The sequence below is a fragment of the Arthrobacter psychrolactophilus genome, from assembly GCF_003219795.1.
GTDB classification, from domain to species: Bacteria; Actinomycetota; Actinomycetes; order Actinomycetales; family Micrococcaceae; genus Specibacter; species Specibacter psychrolactophilus.
This window is the reverse complement of record NZ_QJVC01000001.1, coordinates 382203-398394: the sequence shown is the minus strand read 5'-3', so window position 1 is coordinate 398394 and position 16192 is coordinate 382203. Positions and strand designations below refer to the sequence as shown.

Sequence of the window (16192 nt, the reverse complement as noted above, 5' to 3'; positions counted from 1 at the left end):
CAGTGCCTGATCCATTTATGCTGAGAAGCCACCGTCTGCCTTGATGAGCTGGCCGCTGACCCAGCGCCCGCCCGGGGAAAGCAGGAAGGCGACGGTCGGGGCCACATCGGCCGGGGTGCCGAGCCGCCCGCCCGGTTGCAGCGCCGTGAGGGACGCCCGGGTATCCGCATCCATCCAGCCGGTGTCGACGGGGCCCGGGTTGAGGACATTGGCGCTGATGCCCTGCCCGCCCAGCTCCCGTGCCGCGGCAATCACGATGCGGTCCAGCGCACCCTTCGACGCCCCGTACGGAACGTTGAAGGCTGTGTGGTCACTGGTCAGCGCGACGATAGCTCCGCCGTCGTCCGTCTTTTGCCGGGCGAAGGCGGCAATCAACTGCCAGTTGGCGCGCGTGTTGACGGCGAAGTGGCGCTCGAAACTTTCCAGGGAGGTGTCCAGGACTCCGGAATCGACCGACTCACAATGTGAGAGCACCATGCCCGTGAGGGGCCCGGCCTGCGTCGCGATCTCGGCCATCAAACGCTCGACGGCGTCCGGGTCCGCCAAATCTGCCGGCAGGGACCAGACCGTGGCTCCGGCCGCCTCGAGCTCGGCGGTCAACGTGCCAATGTCCTGCGGCTGCTCGCCCCAGGGCATGCGCGCGTCATAGGCCTGCCAATAATTCAGCACGATGTTCCAGCCATCAGCGGCGAGGGCTCGCGCCACCGCGGCTCCAATGCCCACCGTGCGGCCAACCCCTGTGATCAGAACAGTCTTTGTATACATGGCCCCAGCCTAGGCGCGTAGGTGAACCATTCTGCGCAAAACTCACGGCGATTCCAGCGCATCTTGTCCACTGGCACAAAACTCACTGCGGGTTCATCGCATTCAGAAATGGGCCGCACCCTTTGCGCCTAACTCACTCCGTGTTCAGCGCATCTAAGAAAGTGGGACACCGTTTGATATGCCTCCCGCAGTGGCCCCGCACACGAGTAAACGTTGTAGCTTGGAATAGTTCACCATTGGCAAACGAAAGGCCGTCATGACACCCTCAGCACCCACCCCGAAGCCCGGCGGAACGTCAGAGAGCGCCTTTGTGCCAGGTCGGGTCACCCGCCGGGCGGCTGCGCCAGCAGGAAAACCAGGTGGTCTCCCCGTGGCCAAATCCGCCGCTGCCAAGCCCGGTAAAAAGTCCGGCAAGGCCGTGCCCGTGCAGCCTGTGGCCGACACAGCCTCGATCAGCGCCACGATTCGTGAGGCCGCAGCCGCAGCAAAGAAGCGCGTGCTGGCCATCACCAACGCCCACGTGGTGCCGGTCGAGGGTCAGCCCTTTGACGGCACCGTACTCGTGGAAGGCGGCAAGATCCTGGGTCTGGGCGCCTCCGTTCAGGTTCCCGAGGGCGCCGACGTCATCGATGCGAAGGGCCAGTGGCTGCTGCCCGGCCTCATCGACGCTCACGTCCACCTCGGCATGCACCCCGAGGGTGAGATTGGCTCCACGAGCGACGTCAATGAGAAGACCGACCCCGTCATGGCAGCGGTACGGGCCATTGACGCCGTCGACCCTTTCGATCTGGGCTTTAACGACGCCCTGGCTGGCGGAATCACGGCCGTGAACGTGAATCCGGGGTCGGCCAATCCGATCGGCGGGCTGGCCGTGGCGATGCACACGCACGGTCGCTACATCGAGGAGATGGTGCTGCGCTCCCCCAGCGGGCTGAAGTCGGCCCTGGGCGAGAACCCCAAAAACGTGTACGGCGACATGAAGAAGACCCCCTCCACCCGGCTGGGGACGGCGCTGGTCATTCGACAGGCGTTCATGGCGGCCCAGAACTGGATGGCGCTGCCCGAGCCGCGCCCGCGCGACGCTCACATGGAGGCGCTCGCGATGGTGCTGCGCCGCGAGATCCCCTGGCGCCAACACTGCCACCGGGCCGACGACATTGCCACGGCGATACGCCTGGCCGATGAGTTTGACTACGACCTCGTGATTGATCACGGCACCGAGGCGCATATTCTCGGCGATGTTCTGGCCAAGCGCGGCACGCCGGTGCTGATCGGACCGTTATTCACCACGAAGTCAAAGCCGGAACTGCGCGGTCGGTCCATCGCAAACCCGGGCAAGTTGGCGGCGGCCGGTGTGGAGATCTCCATCATCACCGACCACCCCGTGGTGCCCATCAACTTCCTGGTGCACCAGGCCACCTTCGCAGTCCGTGAAGGCTTGGATCCCGAGGTGGCCCTGCGCGCCATCACGATCAACCCCGCCAAGGTGCTGGGTCTGGACGCTCGCATCGGTTCACTCAAGGTGGGCAAGGATGCCGACCTTGTCTTGTGGAGCGGCGATCCCTTGGACATCATGTCCCGCGCGGTGACGGTCTTCATCGGCGGCAAACAGGTCTACTCCTACGACGCCGAGTCCCGAGTAGGCGCCGCCGCCTCCCGCGTCTAATCCCACCCAGAAACGCGGCATCACTTTAGTGCGGTTAATGACGAACGCGGCATCACTTCACAGGAAGTGATGCCGCGTTCGGCGTTTTACCGCCGTAATGTGATGCCGCGTTGGGCGGTGAAGCTAGGCCGGGAGCTGAAGAACGGCGCCCGTGAAGATCAGATCCGGGTGGATCACGGTGTCGACGTTGGCCTGGTAGAGAGTTTCCCAGCCGCCCTGAATGCCGAGCTTGTCAGCGATCGTGCTCAAGGTATCGCCTGACTCGATCGTGTACGTCTCGCCGCTGACGGCGATCGGAGCTACAGCAGGAGCCTGTGCAACCGGAGCAGCAACCTCTACGGGAGCTTGCTGCGCAGGTGCTTCAACAACGGGTGCCTGTGCAACGGGAGCTACCTCTGCAGCCTGAGCGGCTACGGGAGCCGGAGCAGGAACAGCAGCCGGGGTGTATGCCTGTCCGCCACCGCCACTCAAACCCAGCTGTGCGGCACAGGAAGGCCATGCGCCCCAACCCTGACCGGCGAGAATGTTCTCGGCTACGGCGATCTGCTGCTCACGTGAGGCGCTTTCCGGAGCTCCGGATCCACCGTAAGCGGCCCAGGTGCTCGGCGAGAACTGCAGGCCGCCTGAGTAGCCATTGCCGGTGTTGATGGCCCAGTTGCCGCCTGATTCACACTGTGCCAGCGCGTCCCAGGTGCCGCCGTCGGCCGCGTTGGCGCCGGTTCCAGCTACGGCAAGCCCGCCGCCAGCCAAGGCGGCAACAGCCAAAACTCGGCCGATGTTGCGTGTAATTTTAGAGTTCTTCATCGATGCTTGTCTCCCAAAGGCCACCCTCGCTCCATCCGTCCCCGGACATCCGTGCGCCACCGTCCAACCTATAGATATGGAGGTTGTTTCCATGGCCTTCCGCATGACGGTGCGTGGTGTTGGAAGGCTTGGGCAATCGTGGGCGAATGAGTGCCGCCCGCCCCGTAGGGCATATCTAAACTCTAAAACGATACCGAATCGATACGCAAATCAGCTAACTGTTACCTTATTGACATATATTTTAACAGGTAAATAGTGTAAGTGATCTGAAAATTTCCCTACATCGTAGAAAGCGTCCACGGCAATGGACGCTACAAAAAGAGCATCCTCGCACCGTGTCAGTGCGAGGATGCTCTTGAAAAAAATAAAGCTTCACGAGCCCCTGAGATGGGACGAGGCTTAGGCCAAGGCGTTCAGTGCCTGCTCCAGATCGGCCAGCAGATCGGCCACATCCTCGATGCCCACGGACAGGCGGATCAGGTTCTCCGGCACGGCCAGCTCGGTGCCCTTGACGGACGCGTGCGTCATCTCGGAGGGGTAATTCATGAGCGACTCAACACCACCCAGCGATTCGGCCAACGTGAACAGCTTGGTGGACTCTGCGACCTTACGCGCAGCAGCCTCGCCACCCTTGAACTGCACCGAGATCATGCCGCCAAAGCCGCGCATCTGACGTGCGGCGAGCTCGTGGCCGGGATGATCGGGCAGGCCCGGGTAGAGCACCTTTTCAACCTCGGGACGGGTCAGCAGCCATTCGGCGATGCTCTGGGCGTTGGAGCAGTGGCGATCCATGCGCACACCCAGGGTCTTGAGCCCGCGCGTGGTCAGCCAGGCTTCCATGGGAGCGGAGACCGCGCCAACAGCGAACTGAACGAAGCCAATCTTCTCGGCAGCCTCGGCGTCGGAGAGGACGATGGCGCCACCGGAGGCATCCGAGTGTCCGCCAATGTACTTCGTCGTGGAGTGCACCACGACGTCGGCGCCCAGGGCGAGCGGGTTCTGCAGGTACGGCGAGGCGAAGGTGTTATCGACAACCAGCAGCGCGCCAGCAGCGTGAGCCACCTCGGCGAGCGCGGCGATGTCGGTAATCTTCATCATGGGGTTCGACGGCGTCTCGACCCAGATCATCTTCGTCGTGCCTTCCGGGCCTCCCGCGGCCACAGCGGCAGCCAGCGCATCGGCGTCGTTCATGTCAACGGCAGCGTTGCTGATGCCCCAGACGGAAAGCACACGGTTGATGAGTCGGTAGGTTCCCCCATAAACATCGTTACCCATGATGATGTGATCACCCGGGAGCAGCAGCGCACGGATCAGGGCATCCTCGGCGGCGAGGCCGGAGGCGAAGCTAAACGCGAACTTGCCACCCTCGAGCGCTGCAAGCTGCTCCTGCAGTCCGTCGCGCGTGGGATTGGTGCCGCGGCCGTATTCGTAGCCGTTGCGCAGCTGGCCGATCCCATCCTGGGCGAAGGTGGTGGTCTGGTAGAGCGGCGGGATTACCGAGCCGGTCGTGGCGTCGGGAGTCTGTCCGGCATGGACGGCGCGGGTATTGAAGCCTTCGGTCATGGTCTTGTTCCTTAGTCTGGAAACGGTCAGTCGTTGAGGTAGGTCAGGAGGTCGTGACGGGTCAGCACGCCAACGGGCGCCCCCACAAACGTCACCATGAGCGCATCCACATCCTGCAATTTGGTGCGCGCGGCGGAGATCGGTTCCAGGGATCCGATGATGGGCAGCAGCGGCTGCATGTGTTCGGTGATCTTGTCCGTCAGCTTCGCCTCGTGACGGAAAAGTTTGCCGGTCAAGGTGCGCTCGTCGACGGAGCCCAGCACCTCACCCATGACTACCGGCGGCTCGGCGGAGAGCACGGGAATCTGGGAGACGCCGTATTCGCTCATTAGGTTAATGACATCGCGCACGGTTTCATTCGGGTGAATGTGCACCAGAGCCGGCAGTTGACCTGTCTTAGCCTTGAGCACATCGCCAATGGCAGGCTCGTCGGTGACCTTCAAGAAGCCGTACGACTGCATCCACTTGTCATCAAAAATCTTCGCCAGGTAGCCGCGGCCACTATCAGGCAAAAGCACGACGACGACGGCCTCAGGTCCCAGGTCCTTGGCGGCTTCCAGCGCGGCCACAACAGCCATTCCGGAGGAACCTCCCACGAGCAGGCCCTCCTCGCGTGCTAGGCGGCGCGTCATGGAGAAGCTGTCGTTATCAGTCACGGCGATGATCTGGTGCGGAACGTTCTTGTCGTAAGAGGGAGGCCAGATGTCCTCGCCCACACCTTCCACGAGGTAAGGCCGTCCCGTGCCACCCGAGTAGACAGAGCCTTCCGGGTCGGCGCCGATGATCTTGACCTCGCCGCCGTCGGACTCGGGACGGTCAGCGGAAGCCTCACGCAGGAAGCGGCCGGTTCCGGAGATCGTGCCACCCGTGCCCACGCCGGCCACGAAGTGGGTGATCTTCCCTTCGGTGTCGCGCCAAATTTCCGGGCCCGTGGTTTCATAGTGGCTCAGCGGGCCGTTCTGGTTCGAGAACTGGTCCGGCTTGTAGGCGCCCGGGATCTCCTTGACCAGACGATCGGAGACGCCGTAGTAGGACTGCGGGGAGTCGGCGGCAACGGCTGTGGGCGTGACGACAACCTCGGCACCATAGGCCTGGAGCACGGCACGCTTGTCCTCGCCGACCTTGTCGGGAACCACAAACACGCACTTGTAACCTCGTGCCTGGGCCACCATTGCCATGGCCACGCCGGTGTTGCCACTCGTGGGTTCAACGACCGTTCCGCCGGGCTTTATTTTGCCTTCTTTGGCAGCCTCGTCCAGCATCTTGACCGCGATCCGGTCCTTGGCGGAACCGCCCGGGTTCATGTACTCAAGTTTCACCAAAACGGTGGCCTGGATACCCTCGGTCACCTTGTTCAATTTAACCAAGGGGGTGTTGCCAATAAGGTCCAGGACGGAGTTCGCATACTTCATACCCTCCAACGTAGTCCCCCGCCACTAAACTGGCCAAGACAGGTTACTGTTTGGCGCTCTTGGCGCAATAAACTGTGGAGCATGCTTGCCGCTTCCGACCGCCTGCCCACCCTGCCACAGCGAGTCTTAGTGGCTGGCGTTTCCGGTGCGGGGAAGAGCACGCTGAGCCGACGTGTTGCCGAGCTTTTGGGCCTGCCGTATACCGAGCTCGACAGTCTGTTCCACGGACCCAACTGGGAGCCGCGCGCGGACTTCCTGTCCGACGTCGAGCATCTGAGCAGTGCACCGGGATGGGCGACGGAGTGGCAATATCGGCAGGTCCGCCCCTTGCTGGCCGAGCGCGCCCAGCTGCTGATATGGCTTGATTATCCGGTGAGGGTTTCGATGTCGCGGCTGATCCGGCGGACCGTGCGGCGACGGCTGCGCCGGGAGGAGCTGTGGAACGGCAACTACGAGGGCCCGCTCTGGGGCATCTTCACGGATGACGATCACATCATTCGCTGGGGCTGGAATACCCGGCATTCGCTGAAAAAACTCGTGCCCACCCTGGAATCGAAATTCCCAGGGCTGCGCGTGGTGCGGCTGACCTCGCCCGCCGAGGCCGAGGCGTGGCTGGGCCGGCTCGGGCAGCGTGTGCAGGGCTAAACGCGGACACGGGCCCACTCTGCGACGCCCCAACGCAAAAATGCCGCAGCCCCCCATTAATGCCACTGGTAGACCTGTGGCATTAATGGGGGGCTGTGGCAAAAACCGCGCTCGGCCTTAGATCAGCTCATCCGAGAGGTGATTCGGGGTGCCAAAGCGGTGTGCCGTGATGCTGACGGCCTGTTCGTGCAGGAATGGCAGCATCTCGATGCGCCCGGCCTCCGTGACCTCGCCGTGGTAAATCGCCAGATCGGGGCGCCCGCCGGTGGTCGCATACACGGCAGATGCATCGCCGCCAATCAGGCGGATGCGGCCGGCACCAAATCGCTGCGCCGTCACGAGCCAGGCCGCGTCGTCCTCCTCGGCGACCGTGATACGCAGGCTCAGCAGCAACGCCGTCACCTCGCTGGGAAGTTCGACGCCGGAGGAGACTTTCAGGCTCGCCCCGGCTACGATTCCTGCCGCCAGTACGCGCAGCAGCTTCGCGATGGATCCACCCTCGGCCAGACGAACCATCGGGTTCAGCGGCAGGTAGCGGAACACATTGCGTTCGGCACTGAGTCCCGAGACATCCCTGGCCACGCCAAATTCGGCGGCCCAGGCGGCGGCATCACTGTGCAAGGAACGCGTCAGGAACGCGAGCTCGTCGGCGGGCAGCGAGGATGCAGCGGCCAGGATCTTCCGGGCGGAATCCCCCAGCATTGCCGTGGCCGTGGATTCGGCCGAGGTCCAGGAGCCTAGACCGGCGAGGTAGTTCGGCCCGCCAGCCTTGGTGCCCGCTCCAACAGCAGACTTCTTCCAGCCACCAAAGGGCTGACGCTGCACGATGGCACCGGTGATGCCGCGGTTGACGTAGAGGTTTCCGGCCTGGATGGTGTCGAGCCAGAGGCCAATCTCCGCGGAATCCAGGGAGTGCAGGCCGGAGGTGAGGCCGTAGTCGATCGCATTGACCATCGAGATGGCTTCCTCGAGCGTTGCGGCGTGCATGACGCCCAATACCGGGCCGAAGAACTCCATCAGGTGGAAGTTGGAACCTGCCGCAACACCCGTGCGAACACCCGGGGACCAGAGCCGCCCACTCTCATCGAGCTGGCGCGGTTCAATGGCCCATGATTCTCCGGCATCGAGGGTGGTCAGGGCACCTAGCAGCTTGCCGGCGGCGGGTTCAATCACGGGCCCCATCTGGCTCGTGGCGGTCTCCGGGTAGCCGACGTTGAGGCTTGCCGCAGCGTCGAGCAGCTGGTTGCGGAAACGGTGCGACGTCGCCACGGAACCCACCATGATGACCAAGGAGGCGGCGGAGCATTTCTGCCCGGCATGCCCGAAAGCGGACTGGACTACGTCCTTCGCGGCCAGGTCAAGGTCGGCGCTGGGCGTGACGATGATGGCGTTTTTACCGGAGGTCTCGGCCAGCAGCGGCAGATCGGTGCGGAAGCTCCGGAACAGTTCGGCGGTCTCGTAGCCACCCGTCAGGATGACCCGGTCCACGGCCGGGTGCGCAACGAGTGCGCGGCCCAGCTCGTTTTCGCCCAGCTGCACCAGCGCCAGAACCTCGCGCGGAACGCCCGCGTCCCACAGGGCTTGGATCATGACGGAGCCGCTGCGCTGCGCCTGGGGCGCCGGTTTAATGACGACGGCGGAGCCGGCGGCTAGCGCTGACAGGGTGGAGCCCGCCGGAATCGCCACCGGGAAGTTCCACGGCGGAGTCACCACGGTGAGCCGCGCCGGAACGAACGTTGCGCCGTCGACGGTTTCCAGATCCTTGGCGCGCTCGGCGTAGTAGTGGGCAAAGTCGATGGCTTCGCTGACCTCGGGGTCACCCTGGTCCAGGGTTTTGCCGGTCTCGGACGCCATGACCTCGAGCAGCTCGGCGCGGCGGGATTCGAGAATCTCGCCAGCGCGGTGCAGGATCGCCGCACGCTCGGCGCCGCTCTGAGCACCCCAGGCAGTGGAATGCTCGACGGCGGTCTCCACGATGCAGTTGAGCTCGCCAAGGTCGGTGACTCTCGTGTCCGCGACGAGCGCCGCACCCAGTGTGGAACCGGGGATGCGACTCAGGATCTCGGAGCCCCAGACACGGTTCGGCGCCAAGGCCGGATCTGTATCCGGGGTATTGGCGAAGCCCTCGGGGGCCGCGGAGGCTGCCGGAAGCGAGCGATCCTGAACGCGGTTCGTGGGCGGCACCTCGGTGTCCAGCGCTGCGAGAGAGGCGAGGAAGCGCTGCTGCTCGCGCTCAAACAAGGCCTCGTTCTCGGATAGCTCAAACACGGCGGACATGAAGTTGTCCTGGCTCGCGCCCTCTTCCAGGCGGCGGATGAGGTAGGCGATGGCCACGTCGAACTCACCCGGGTGCACCACGGGTGTATAGAGCAGGAGCGAGCCAACGTCGCGACGCACAGCCTCGGCCTGGCCCGTGGCCATGCCCAGCAGCATCTCAAATTCCAGCTGGCCGGATGCCGTGCTGATGCCACGGTCCTTGGCGAGCAGCCAGGCGTGAGCCACGTCGAAGAGGTTGTGCCCGGCCACGCCGATGTGGACATTGCTGATGTGTTCGGGCGTCAGCGCGTAATTCACGATGCGCTTGTAGTTGGTGTCGGAGTCCTGCTTGGTGCCCCAGGTCGCCAGCGGCCAGCCGTAGACGGAGGCCTGCACCTGCTCCATGGGCAGGTTGGCACCCTTGACGATGCGGACCTTAACGGGAGCGCCGCCGTCGGCCGTTCGAATGGCAGCCCATTCCTGGAGGTCAATCATGGCCGCAAGCGTGTCCGGCAGGTATGCCTGGAGCACGATGCCTGCCTCGAGCTTCTTGAATTCGGGCTTGTCCAGGATGCGCTTGAAGACGGCAATCGTCATGCCGAGGTCCTTGTATTCCTCCATGTCCAGGTTGATGAACTTGGCCTTGGGGAAGGAATTGGCCAGCGTGTACAGCGGGGTGAGCTTTTCCACGATGTGATCGACGGCGTCGTCAAAGGCCCAGGCGGAGTGCGGCGCCACGGTGGAGGACTCCTTGATGGAGACGTAGTCGACGTCGTCCCTCGCCAGCAGCTTCAGGGTTCCCTCGAGGCGGCGGTTGGCTTCCTTTTCGCCGAGGACCGCCTCGCCGAGCAGGTTGATGTTCAAATCAACCCCGCCCTTGCGGATCTTGGCGATGGCCGGACCCAGCTTGGCATCCGTGGCATCCACGATCAGGTGGCCCACCATCTCACGCAACACCTTGCGGGCAATCGGGATGACGAGCTGCGGCAGCACGGGAGCCATGACGCCACCGAGCCGGACGGCGCTGCGCATGTACCAGGGCAGGAACGCGGGAACCTTGGGGGCCAGCGCCGCCAGATTCCGGCCGGCCACGGCGAGATCCTCGGGGCGGATGACGCCGTCGACGAAGCCAACCGTGAAGTCCAGACCATTGGGGTCCTTGAGCACCCCGGCCAGACGCTGGGCGGAGATGTCAGCAGGGAACTTTGCCGCCTCGGTCAGCCAGTGACGGACTAGGGCGATGGTCTCATCGGCAAGATCGTTGCCGGGGACCGGAATGTTCGCGGCGGTGGCCGCTGGGATGGTGCTTGTCATGGTGTCTGCTGCGTTCATTTCTACTGGAGTTCAGGGGTATGCGTGAGAGTTGCCCCGGCGTTCCCCCGACGCCGTGCCGCTTCTCTTTGCCTCCAGTATGGGGCTAATATTCAATAAGTAAAAGTGGTGTTTTTTGATGATTATTAGTCATATCTACTTACCTATTTGGAGAGCCTTATGTTGGACGTCAGACGCCTAAAATTGCTGCGTGAATTGCACATCCGCGGCACGCTGGCCGATGTGGCGTTGGCGCTCCAATACAGCCCCTCGGCTGTGTCCCAGCAGCTGGCTCTTTTGGAGAAGGAGGCCGGGGTGAAACTGCTGCGCAAGGTGGGGCGGCGCGTGCAACTCACGGCCCAGGCCGAGATTCTCGTAGCGCATACGGCAGACATTGTGGAGTCGCTGGAACGGGCCGAGGCAGATATGGCCGCTTCCCTCACCACGGTCGCGGGCACGGTCAAGCTCGCCGTGTTCCAGTCCGCAGCCCTAGCCCTCCTGCCGGAATTGTTGACGTCTTTGTCGGAGCAGTACCCGCAGGTCCGCGTTGAGATGACCCAGCGCGAGCCCGAAACGGCGCTCTATGAGACGTGGGCCCGCGATTTCGACATGGTTGTCGCCGAGCAGTATCCGGGGCATGCCGCTCCCCACCATCCCGAGCTGGACCGCGTCGTGTTGACGAGCGACGCCATTCGCCTCGCCGTCCCGCCCACTGATCTCAAGGGGACCGTGGCGCGGCTGCGTCCGGAGCCCATCACACGCCTCGAGGACACGGCCGCCCTGCCCTGGGTCATGGAACCGCGGGGCGCCGCGTCCCGGCATTGGGCCGAGCAGGCGTGCCGTCAGGCCGGATTCGAGCCGGATGTGCGCTTTGAGACGGCCGATCTCCAGGCCCAGGTGCGCCTCATCGAATCCGGTCACGCCGTAGCCCTCATGCCGGATTTGATGTGGACGGGGCGGGAACCAGCCCTGACCCTGCTCGATTTGCCCGGCCGGCCACGGCGGACGGTGTTCACGGCTGCCCGACGCGCGAGCCGCCGTCGTCCGGCCATCTTGGCCTGCCGGGAGATTCTCCAGCAGACGGCCGCGGGGCTCTCGAGTGGAAGTTCGACGGCGGACGCGAGCCTTTAGCGGGCCAGTTCCCTCAGCACGGGGCCCAGTAGGCGCAGCTGCGCCTCGGGATCAAAGGCCACGGCGCTGCTCATCAAGACCAGCCTGGGGCTGGGCCGGTGTAGCCATTGGCCTTGGACGGGGAGCACCCGGACGGCCAGCTCGAACGGTGCCGCACTGTGGCCGAGTTCCTTTTCAATCGTGTGCACCAAGCGGGAGGGGATGGCGGCGTGATTCTTGCCCGAACGCATGAGCTCGTCGTGGAAGGAGAGCTTGAACAGTTCCGCGGCACTTTGCGCTGCGATGAAGCACCGCTCCACGGCGCTTTGCAGGTCCAGGTGGCGGTCCTCCAATAAGAGCTCGTCGAGGGATCGACTCCCGGAACGATTATTGATCAAGGCGGTAAACCAGAGCTCCCATTCGTCCGCCAGCAGCCTGATTTCCAGCGGCCCCTGCACCGGAATGCGCTCGGGCAGCTCCGGCTCGACGGGCGGCACAAAGAAGGGCTGTGTCGCCGGAAGAGCCAGCGCGTCCCTGATGTAGAGCGCCACCGAAAGCGGCCATGAAGCGTCGAGCGACATCCGCCAGCCGGATCCCTGAGCAAACCTCATCCTGCCCCCAATTCACCTACCGATGTGTTGCTGCCACCCTACTGGGCTGGGCGTCGCTTGACTACTCCGGAGAGTGCTACTTCAGACAGTGCTACCTCAGGACCAACGGCGGACGGCCCACTTCTCGGCCAGCCCCAGCAAGGCGTCGGTGATCTTACCCAGAACGGCCAGCAAGATGATGGCCAGCAGCAACCTGTCCGTCCGGCCGTTGTATTGCGAATCCGTGAGCAAGAACCCTAGCCCCATGGATGCGGCGATGAGCTCCGCGGCCACCAGAAACAGCCAGGCCTGAGCCAGCGCGAGCCGCAGCCCGGAGAAGATCGCCGGAACCACTGCTGGCAACTGCACCGTGGTCAAGAGCTTCACACCCTTCAGCCCAAACGCCCGGGCCGCCTCAACAAGGTTCTTATCGACATGGCGCAGCGCCAGGGAAACCGTTGTAAAGACCGGGAAGAACGCCCCAATCAGGATCAAGGTGACCTTGGAATCCTCACCGATCTTCATCCACAGGATCAGCAAGGGAACCCAGGCCAGCGAGGGCACGGCACGCAGTGCGCCAATGGTCGGCCCGAGCATCACCTCGGCGATTTTAGACAAGCCCACGAGCGCGCCCAGGGACACACCCAGGGCGGCACCGACGGCGAAGCCAAGCAACACCCGTTGCGTGGAGATGGCGATGTGGTTGAACAGTTCATTGCGGGCGATGAGTTCGCTGCCCGCCGCCAAAACCGCCCGAGGCGCTGGCAACTGCACCGCAGAAAAGACCCCGGCCGCGGTACTCAGCTGCCAGGCCAACAAGATCACAACGGGCAAGAGCAGGCCCAGGCTCCAGCGTGCCCAGCCATTGCTCAGAAGCGAGCTTGTCACCGTCTTGGTCGTTGTCTTTGTTCCAGTTGCCGCACTCATTACGCTTCCTTGATGGTGGCAGGATCGGCCTTCTGCGCGAAGGAGTCATTGAGCAGGGCGGCCAAAGCATCGTCGACCTTGGCCTGGTCGGTGACATCGCCCAGCTCAACAAAGGTGGGGCCAATCTTGGCCAGAACAGCCCGCTGCTTCTCGCCCGGGGTGCCTGAGACGTCGAGGTTGCTGCGTTCTAGAATCACGGTGTTAGCCACGGCGAGGTCCAGCCCCGCAACGTCGGCCAGGATCTGGGCAGTTTCCTCCGGGTTAGCGGCGGCCCAGATGCGAGCCTTTTCGTAGGCGTCCACGACGATCTGAGCCAGTTCCGGCTTGTCCTTCAGGAAGGACTCGGTGGCGTTGAGGAAACCGTAGGTGTTGAAGTTCAGGTTCCGGTAGAAGAGCGTGGCGCCCGTTTGTTCGGCACCGGCCATGATCGGGTCCAGACCCGACCAGGCATCAACGGAGCCGTTCTCGAGGGCGGCGCGGCCGTCTGCATGCTGGAGGTTCTGCACCGTGACGTCCTTCGAGCTCAGGCCGGCTTCGGCGAGTGCCTGAATCAAGAAGAAGTAAGGATCGGTGCCCTTGGTGGCGGCCACAGATTTGCCCTTCAGCTGGGCCACCGAGGTGACGGCCGAACCCTTCGCCGCGACCAAGGCCGCCCACTCCGGCTGGGAGTAAATGGAGATGGTCTTGATGGGAGTCCCATTGGAGCGGGCCAGCAAGGCCGCAGATCCCGCCGTCGAACCAACGTCGATGGCACCGGCGCGCAGGGCCTCGTTAGCCTTGTTGGATCCGGCCGATTGCAGCCAGTTAACCTTCACGCCCTTGTCGGCCAGGGTTGCCTCGAGCCAGCCCTTTTCCTTGATGACAAGGCTCAGGGGGTTGTAGGTGGCAAAGTCGATGTTCAGGGTGCCCGAGCCGCCGACGGGGGCAGCCGCATTGCTCGTGGCGTTCTCTCCGGCGCATCCGGCAAGGGCCAGGGCGGAGACGGCTGCGGCCGCGCCAAAGAAGGAACGGCGGCTAAAAGTGGCAGAAAAAGACATGGTGATCCTCAAAAAAGTGGTGGCGGGACAAGAAATGAAAGTACGTGAGGCGGCCTAGTGGCCGGCAACGCCAAGACTGGCGAGCAGGGAACTGCGTAACCCGGCCAAGGCTGTTGAGGCCCGGTCGCGGGGCCGGGCTCCGGGCACTTCCACGGTGCGCACGATCGTCGCCCCGGGGTTGTCGCTACCATCGGGGCCCAACAAGATGATGTGATCGGCCAATTGCAGGGCCTCGTCAACATCGTGGGTGACGAGCAAAACCGTGGTGGGCTCGGCCGCGTGGATATCCAGCAGCAGATCCTGCATCGTGATGCGGGTCAGTGCATCCAAGGCGCCGAAGGGCTCATCCAGTAACAAGACCCCGGGGTTGCGGGCCAAGGCTCGGGCCAGCGATGCCCGCTGGGCCATGCCGCCAGAGACCTCGCGCGGGCGGTGTTCCGCAAACTTTGAGAGCCCCACGAGGCCCACCAATTTATCGACCACGGCGCGACGCTGGGCCGCATCCGATTCAGCGGGAACGCCAATCGTGACGTTGCCCGCGATAGACTTCCACGGCAGGAGTCGAGGTTCTTGGAAGGCCACGGCACAGCGCGGATCGATCCCCGAGACGGCGGTTCCGTCGATACTCACGGCGCCGGAACTGGGCGCATCAAGTCCGGCAACGGCCCGCAAGAGCGTGGATTTTCCGCAGCCGGAGGGACCCAACAAGGCCACGATTTCCCCGGCCTTGACCTCGAAGGAGACATCGCGGAGCACGGTGTGCGCGCCCGCTCCGGTACCAAATCGGCGGCCCAGGTTGTGGAATGAGACCGGCATGGCCGCCGTACCTTGCAGTTCGGCGAGCGGAATCGGGGTGGTGAGTAAATCAGTCATGCAGGCACTCCATCGGTCCTGGCGGTAGCACCCTGCCGGCATCGAGCGCTCCGTGGTGAAGCGTCAATCAGGGTTGCTGCGGCGTTATAGAGCCAGATCTCTCGGCCGCTCGGGATGGTCAGTCTCAGCCTAGATTGACGCGCGGGGCGGCCGGAAATCATGATGGGCCGGCAGGTAGTGCGCCGTAACAATTCCACGGTGCGGCACGTGCAATTATTGAGCCATGACCATCACGCCAACCCTCGGCCCCCTCACGGTCTGGGAGGCGAACACCCCCTACCAGCTGCACCAGACGCTGGGCATTCTTGGCCGGGGCCCTGGCGATCACACGATCCGCCTCGCCCCGGGAGCCGCGTGGCTCGCCTTCAATACGCCCGACGGTCCGGCCACCCTCCAACTGCTTCAGCAGGGACACCAGCTGACTGCACAGGCGTGGGGTGCCGGCGCGGAGCGAGCCATCGCGGGAGCGCCGGCCTTGCTCGGCGCGCACGACGACTGGTCGGACTTTGACTCCCCCGCGTTTGCAGACTCCCTGCCCCCTCGTATTAAAGATGCCCGACGGCGGAACCCGGCACTGCGTCTGCCCGCCACGGGGCGGATGGTTGACTCCCTCATTCCGGCCATCTTGGAGCAAAAGGTCACCGTCTTCGAGGCCCATCGAGGCTATGCGGGACTGCTCCGAAAATTTGGCGCACCAGCACCGGGAGCGGGGACTCACGCGCAGATCCCCGCCGAGCTCAGGCTTGCCCCGACGCCACAGCAGTGGACGGCCATTCCGTCATGGGAATGGCATGCGGCTGGCGTTGGACCACAACGCTCGGCGACGATCATGCGGATGCTGCGTTCGTCGTCGGGCCTTGAGAGACTGGCGCAACTGCCAGCGGAGGAAGCCGGAAAGAAACTCCAAAGCATCCCGGGCATTGGGGTGTGGACCGCGGCGGAGGTCACCCAACGCACGCACGGGGATCCGGATCAAGTGGCCGTGGGCGATTTTCATCTGGCGGCCTATGTGGGCTGGGCGCTGGCGGGGAAGGCCGTGGACGATCCGGGGATGTTGGAGCTGCTCGAGCCGTGGCGTGGCCAGCGGCAACGGGTGGTCCGGATGCTGCAGCTCAGCGGCTTCCGGAAGCCCACTTTTGGGCCACGCATGAGCATTTCGGACCACCGCCGGCACTAGCTGTTCACAGGGCGGAACGGCTTCCCGTCCACGACTCGCTATCCCCTAGGCTTGAG

At 64.0% G+C, this 16192-nt stretch carries 13 protein-coding genes and 1 riboswitch; of the genes, 4 read left to right on the top strand and 9 right to left on the bottom strand.

What is annotated here, in order from left to right; genetic code table 11:
- Positions 1–15: 15 nt before the first annotated feature.
- Positions 16–765 carry an SDR family oxidoreductase gene (locus CVS30_RS01850; RefSeq protein ID WP_110483608.1) on the bottom strand — a complete coding sequence of 250 codons (750 nt, stop codon included), beginning with the start codon at positions 763–765 and terminating at the stop codon, positions 16–18.
- Between the two features lie 256 nt (positions 766–1021).
- Here CVS30_RS01850 and CVS30_RS01845 point away from each other — a divergent pair, with 256 nt between their 5' ends.
- Positions 1022–2431, top strand: a complete 1410-nt coding sequence (locus CVS30_RS01845) for an amidohydrolase (RefSeq protein ID WP_110483607.1) — start codon at positions 1022–1024, stop codon at positions 2429–2431.
- 123 nt (positions 2432–2554) lie between these two features.
- On the opposite strand, the gene CVS30_RS01840 is transcribed toward CVS30_RS01845, so the two are convergent.
- The 3 genes from CVS30_RS01840 to CVS30_RS01830 form a co-directional block, all read right to left on the bottom strand.
- Positions 2555–3235, bottom strand: a complete 681-nt coding sequence (locus tag CVS30_RS01840) for a LysM peptidoglycan-binding domain-containing protein (RefSeq protein ID WP_110483606.1) — start codon at positions 3233–3235, stop codon at positions 2555–2557.
- A 399-nt stretch (positions 3236–3634) separates the two neighbouring features.
- Entirely contained in the window at positions 3635–4798 is a 1164-nt protein-coding gene (locus CVS30_RS01835) for a cystathionine gamma-synthase (protein ID WP_110483605.1), read from the bottom strand.
- A gap of 26 nt (positions 4799–4824) precedes the next feature.
- Positions 4825–6210: a cystathionine beta-synthase gene (locus tag CVS30_RS01830; protein ID WP_110483604.1), complete on the bottom strand. Its 1386-nt coding sequence runs from the start codon at positions 6208–6210 to the stop codon at positions 4825–4827.
- Positions 6211–6291: 81 nt separating this feature from the next.
- Here CVS30_RS01830 and CVS30_RS01825 point away from each other — a divergent pair, with 81 nt between their 5' ends.
- The gene (locus tag CVS30_RS01825; RefSeq protein WP_110483603.1) at positions 6292–6855 is read left to right on the top strand and encodes a P-loop NTPase family protein; all 564 of its coding nucleotides are present in this window, start codon (positions 6292–6294) and stop codon (positions 6853–6855) included.
- 117 nt (positions 6856–6972) lie between these two features.
- Here CVS30_RS01825 and CVS30_RS01820 read toward each other — a convergent pair whose 3' ends face one another.
- Positions 6973–10425 carry a bifunctional proline dehydrogenase/L-glutamate gamma-semialdehyde dehydrogenase gene (locus tag CVS30_RS01820; protein WP_110483602.1) on the bottom strand — a complete coding sequence of 1151 codons (3453 nt, stop codon included), beginning with the start codon at positions 10423–10425 and terminating at the stop codon, positions 6973–6975.
- A 177-nt stretch (positions 10426–10602) separates the two neighbouring features.
- Here CVS30_RS01820 and CVS30_RS01815 point away from each other — a divergent pair, with 177 nt between their 5' ends.
- Entirely contained in the window at positions 10603–11553 is a 951-nt protein-coding gene (locus CVS30_RS01815; RefSeq protein WP_110483601.1) for a LysR family transcriptional regulator, read from the top strand.
- Here CVS30_RS01815 and CVS30_RS01810 read toward each other — a convergent pair.
- From CVS30_RS01810 to CVS30_RS01795, 4 genes are all read right to left on the bottom strand, one after another.
- Complete coding sequence (locus tag CVS30_RS01810) at positions 11550–12143, bottom strand: hypothetical protein (protein WP_146233290.1); 594 nt, start codon at positions 12141–12143, stop codon at positions 11550–11552. The two genes, CVS30_RS01815 and CVS30_RS01810, sit on opposite strands and share 4 nt — an antisense overlap.
- 96 nt (positions 12144–12239) lie before the next feature.
- Positions 12240–13049 carry an ABC transporter permease gene (locus tag CVS30_RS01805; RefSeq protein WP_110483599.1) on the bottom strand — a complete coding sequence of 270 codons (810 nt, stop codon included), beginning with the start codon at positions 13047–13049 and terminating at the stop codon, positions 12240–12242.
- A complete protein-coding gene (locus CVS30_RS01800) occupies positions 13049–14086 on the bottom strand; it encodes an aliphatic sulfonate ABC transporter substrate-binding protein (protein WP_110483598.1) in 1038 nt (345 codons plus the stop codon). The genes CVS30_RS01805 and CVS30_RS01800 overlap by 1 nt, the downstream gene beginning before the upstream one ends.
- Before the next feature lie 54 nt (positions 14087–14140).
- Entirely contained in the window at positions 14141–14959 is an 819-nt protein-coding gene (locus CVS30_RS01795; RefSeq protein ID WP_110483597.1) for an ABC transporter ATP-binding protein, read from the bottom strand.
- Between the two features lie 6 nt (positions 14960–14965).
- Positions 14966–15080, bottom strand: a riboswitch (SAM riboswitch).
- Positions 15081–15182: 102 nt separating this feature from the next.
- Between CVS30_RS01795 and CVS30_RS01790 the strand changes: the two genes are divergently transcribed.
- Complete coding sequence (locus CVS30_RS01790; RefSeq protein ID WP_245934381.1) at positions 15183–16136, top strand: DNA-3-methyladenine glycosylase family protein; 954 nt, start codon at positions 15183–15185, stop codon at positions 16134–16136.
- Positions 16137–16192 lie beyond the last annotated feature (56 nt).

Coding starts and splice junctions, on each gene's coding strand:
- CVS30_RS01850 (WP_110483608.1), bottom strand. CDS start 765: ATGTATACAAAGACTGTTCTGATCACAGGGGTTGGCCGCACGGTGGGC.
- CVS30_RS01845 (WP_110483607.1), top strand. CDS start 1,022: ATGACACCCTCAGCACCCACCCCGAAGCCCGGCGGAACGTCAGAGAGC.
- CVS30_RS01840 (WP_110483606.1), bottom strand. CDS start 3,235: ATGAAGAACTCTAAAATTACACGCAACATCGGCCGAGTTTTGGCTGTT.
- CVS30_RS01835 (WP_110483605.1), bottom strand. CDS start 4,798: ATGACCGAAGGCTTCAATACCCGCGCCGTCCATGCCGGACAGACTCCC.
- CVS30_RS01830 (WP_110483604.1), bottom strand. CDS start 6,210: ATGAAGTATGCGAACTCCGTCCTGGACCTTATTGGCAACACCCCCTTG.
- CVS30_RS01825 (WP_110483603.1), top strand. CDS start 6,292: ATGCTTGCCGCTTCCGACCGCCTGCCCACCCTGCCACAGCGAGTCTTA.
- CVS30_RS01820 (WP_110483602.1), bottom strand. CDS start 10,425: ATGACAAGCACCATCCCAGCGGCCACCGCCGCGAACATTCCGGTCCCC.
- CVS30_RS01815 (WP_110483601.1), top strand. CDS start 10,603: ATGTTGGACGTCAGACGCCTAAAATTGCTGCGTGAATTGCACATCCGC.
- CVS30_RS01810 (WP_146233290.1), bottom strand. CDS start 12,143: ATGAGGTTTGCTCAGGGATCCGGCTGGCGGATGTCGCTCGACGCTTCA.
- CVS30_RS01805 (WP_110483599.1), bottom strand. CDS start 13,049: ATGAGTGCGGCAACTGGAACAAAGACAACGACCAAGACGGTGACAAGC.
- CVS30_RS01800 (WP_110483598.1), bottom strand. CDS start 14,086: ATGTCTTTTTCTGCCACTTTTAGCCGCCGTTCCTTCTTTGGCGCGGCC.
- CVS30_RS01795 (WP_110483597.1), bottom strand. CDS start 14,959: ATGACTGATTTACTCACCACCCCGATTCCGCTCGCCGAACTGCAAGGT.
- CVS30_RS01790 (WP_245934381.1), top strand. CDS start 15,183: ATGACCATCACGCCAACCCTCGGCCCCCTCACGGTCTGGGAGGCGAAC.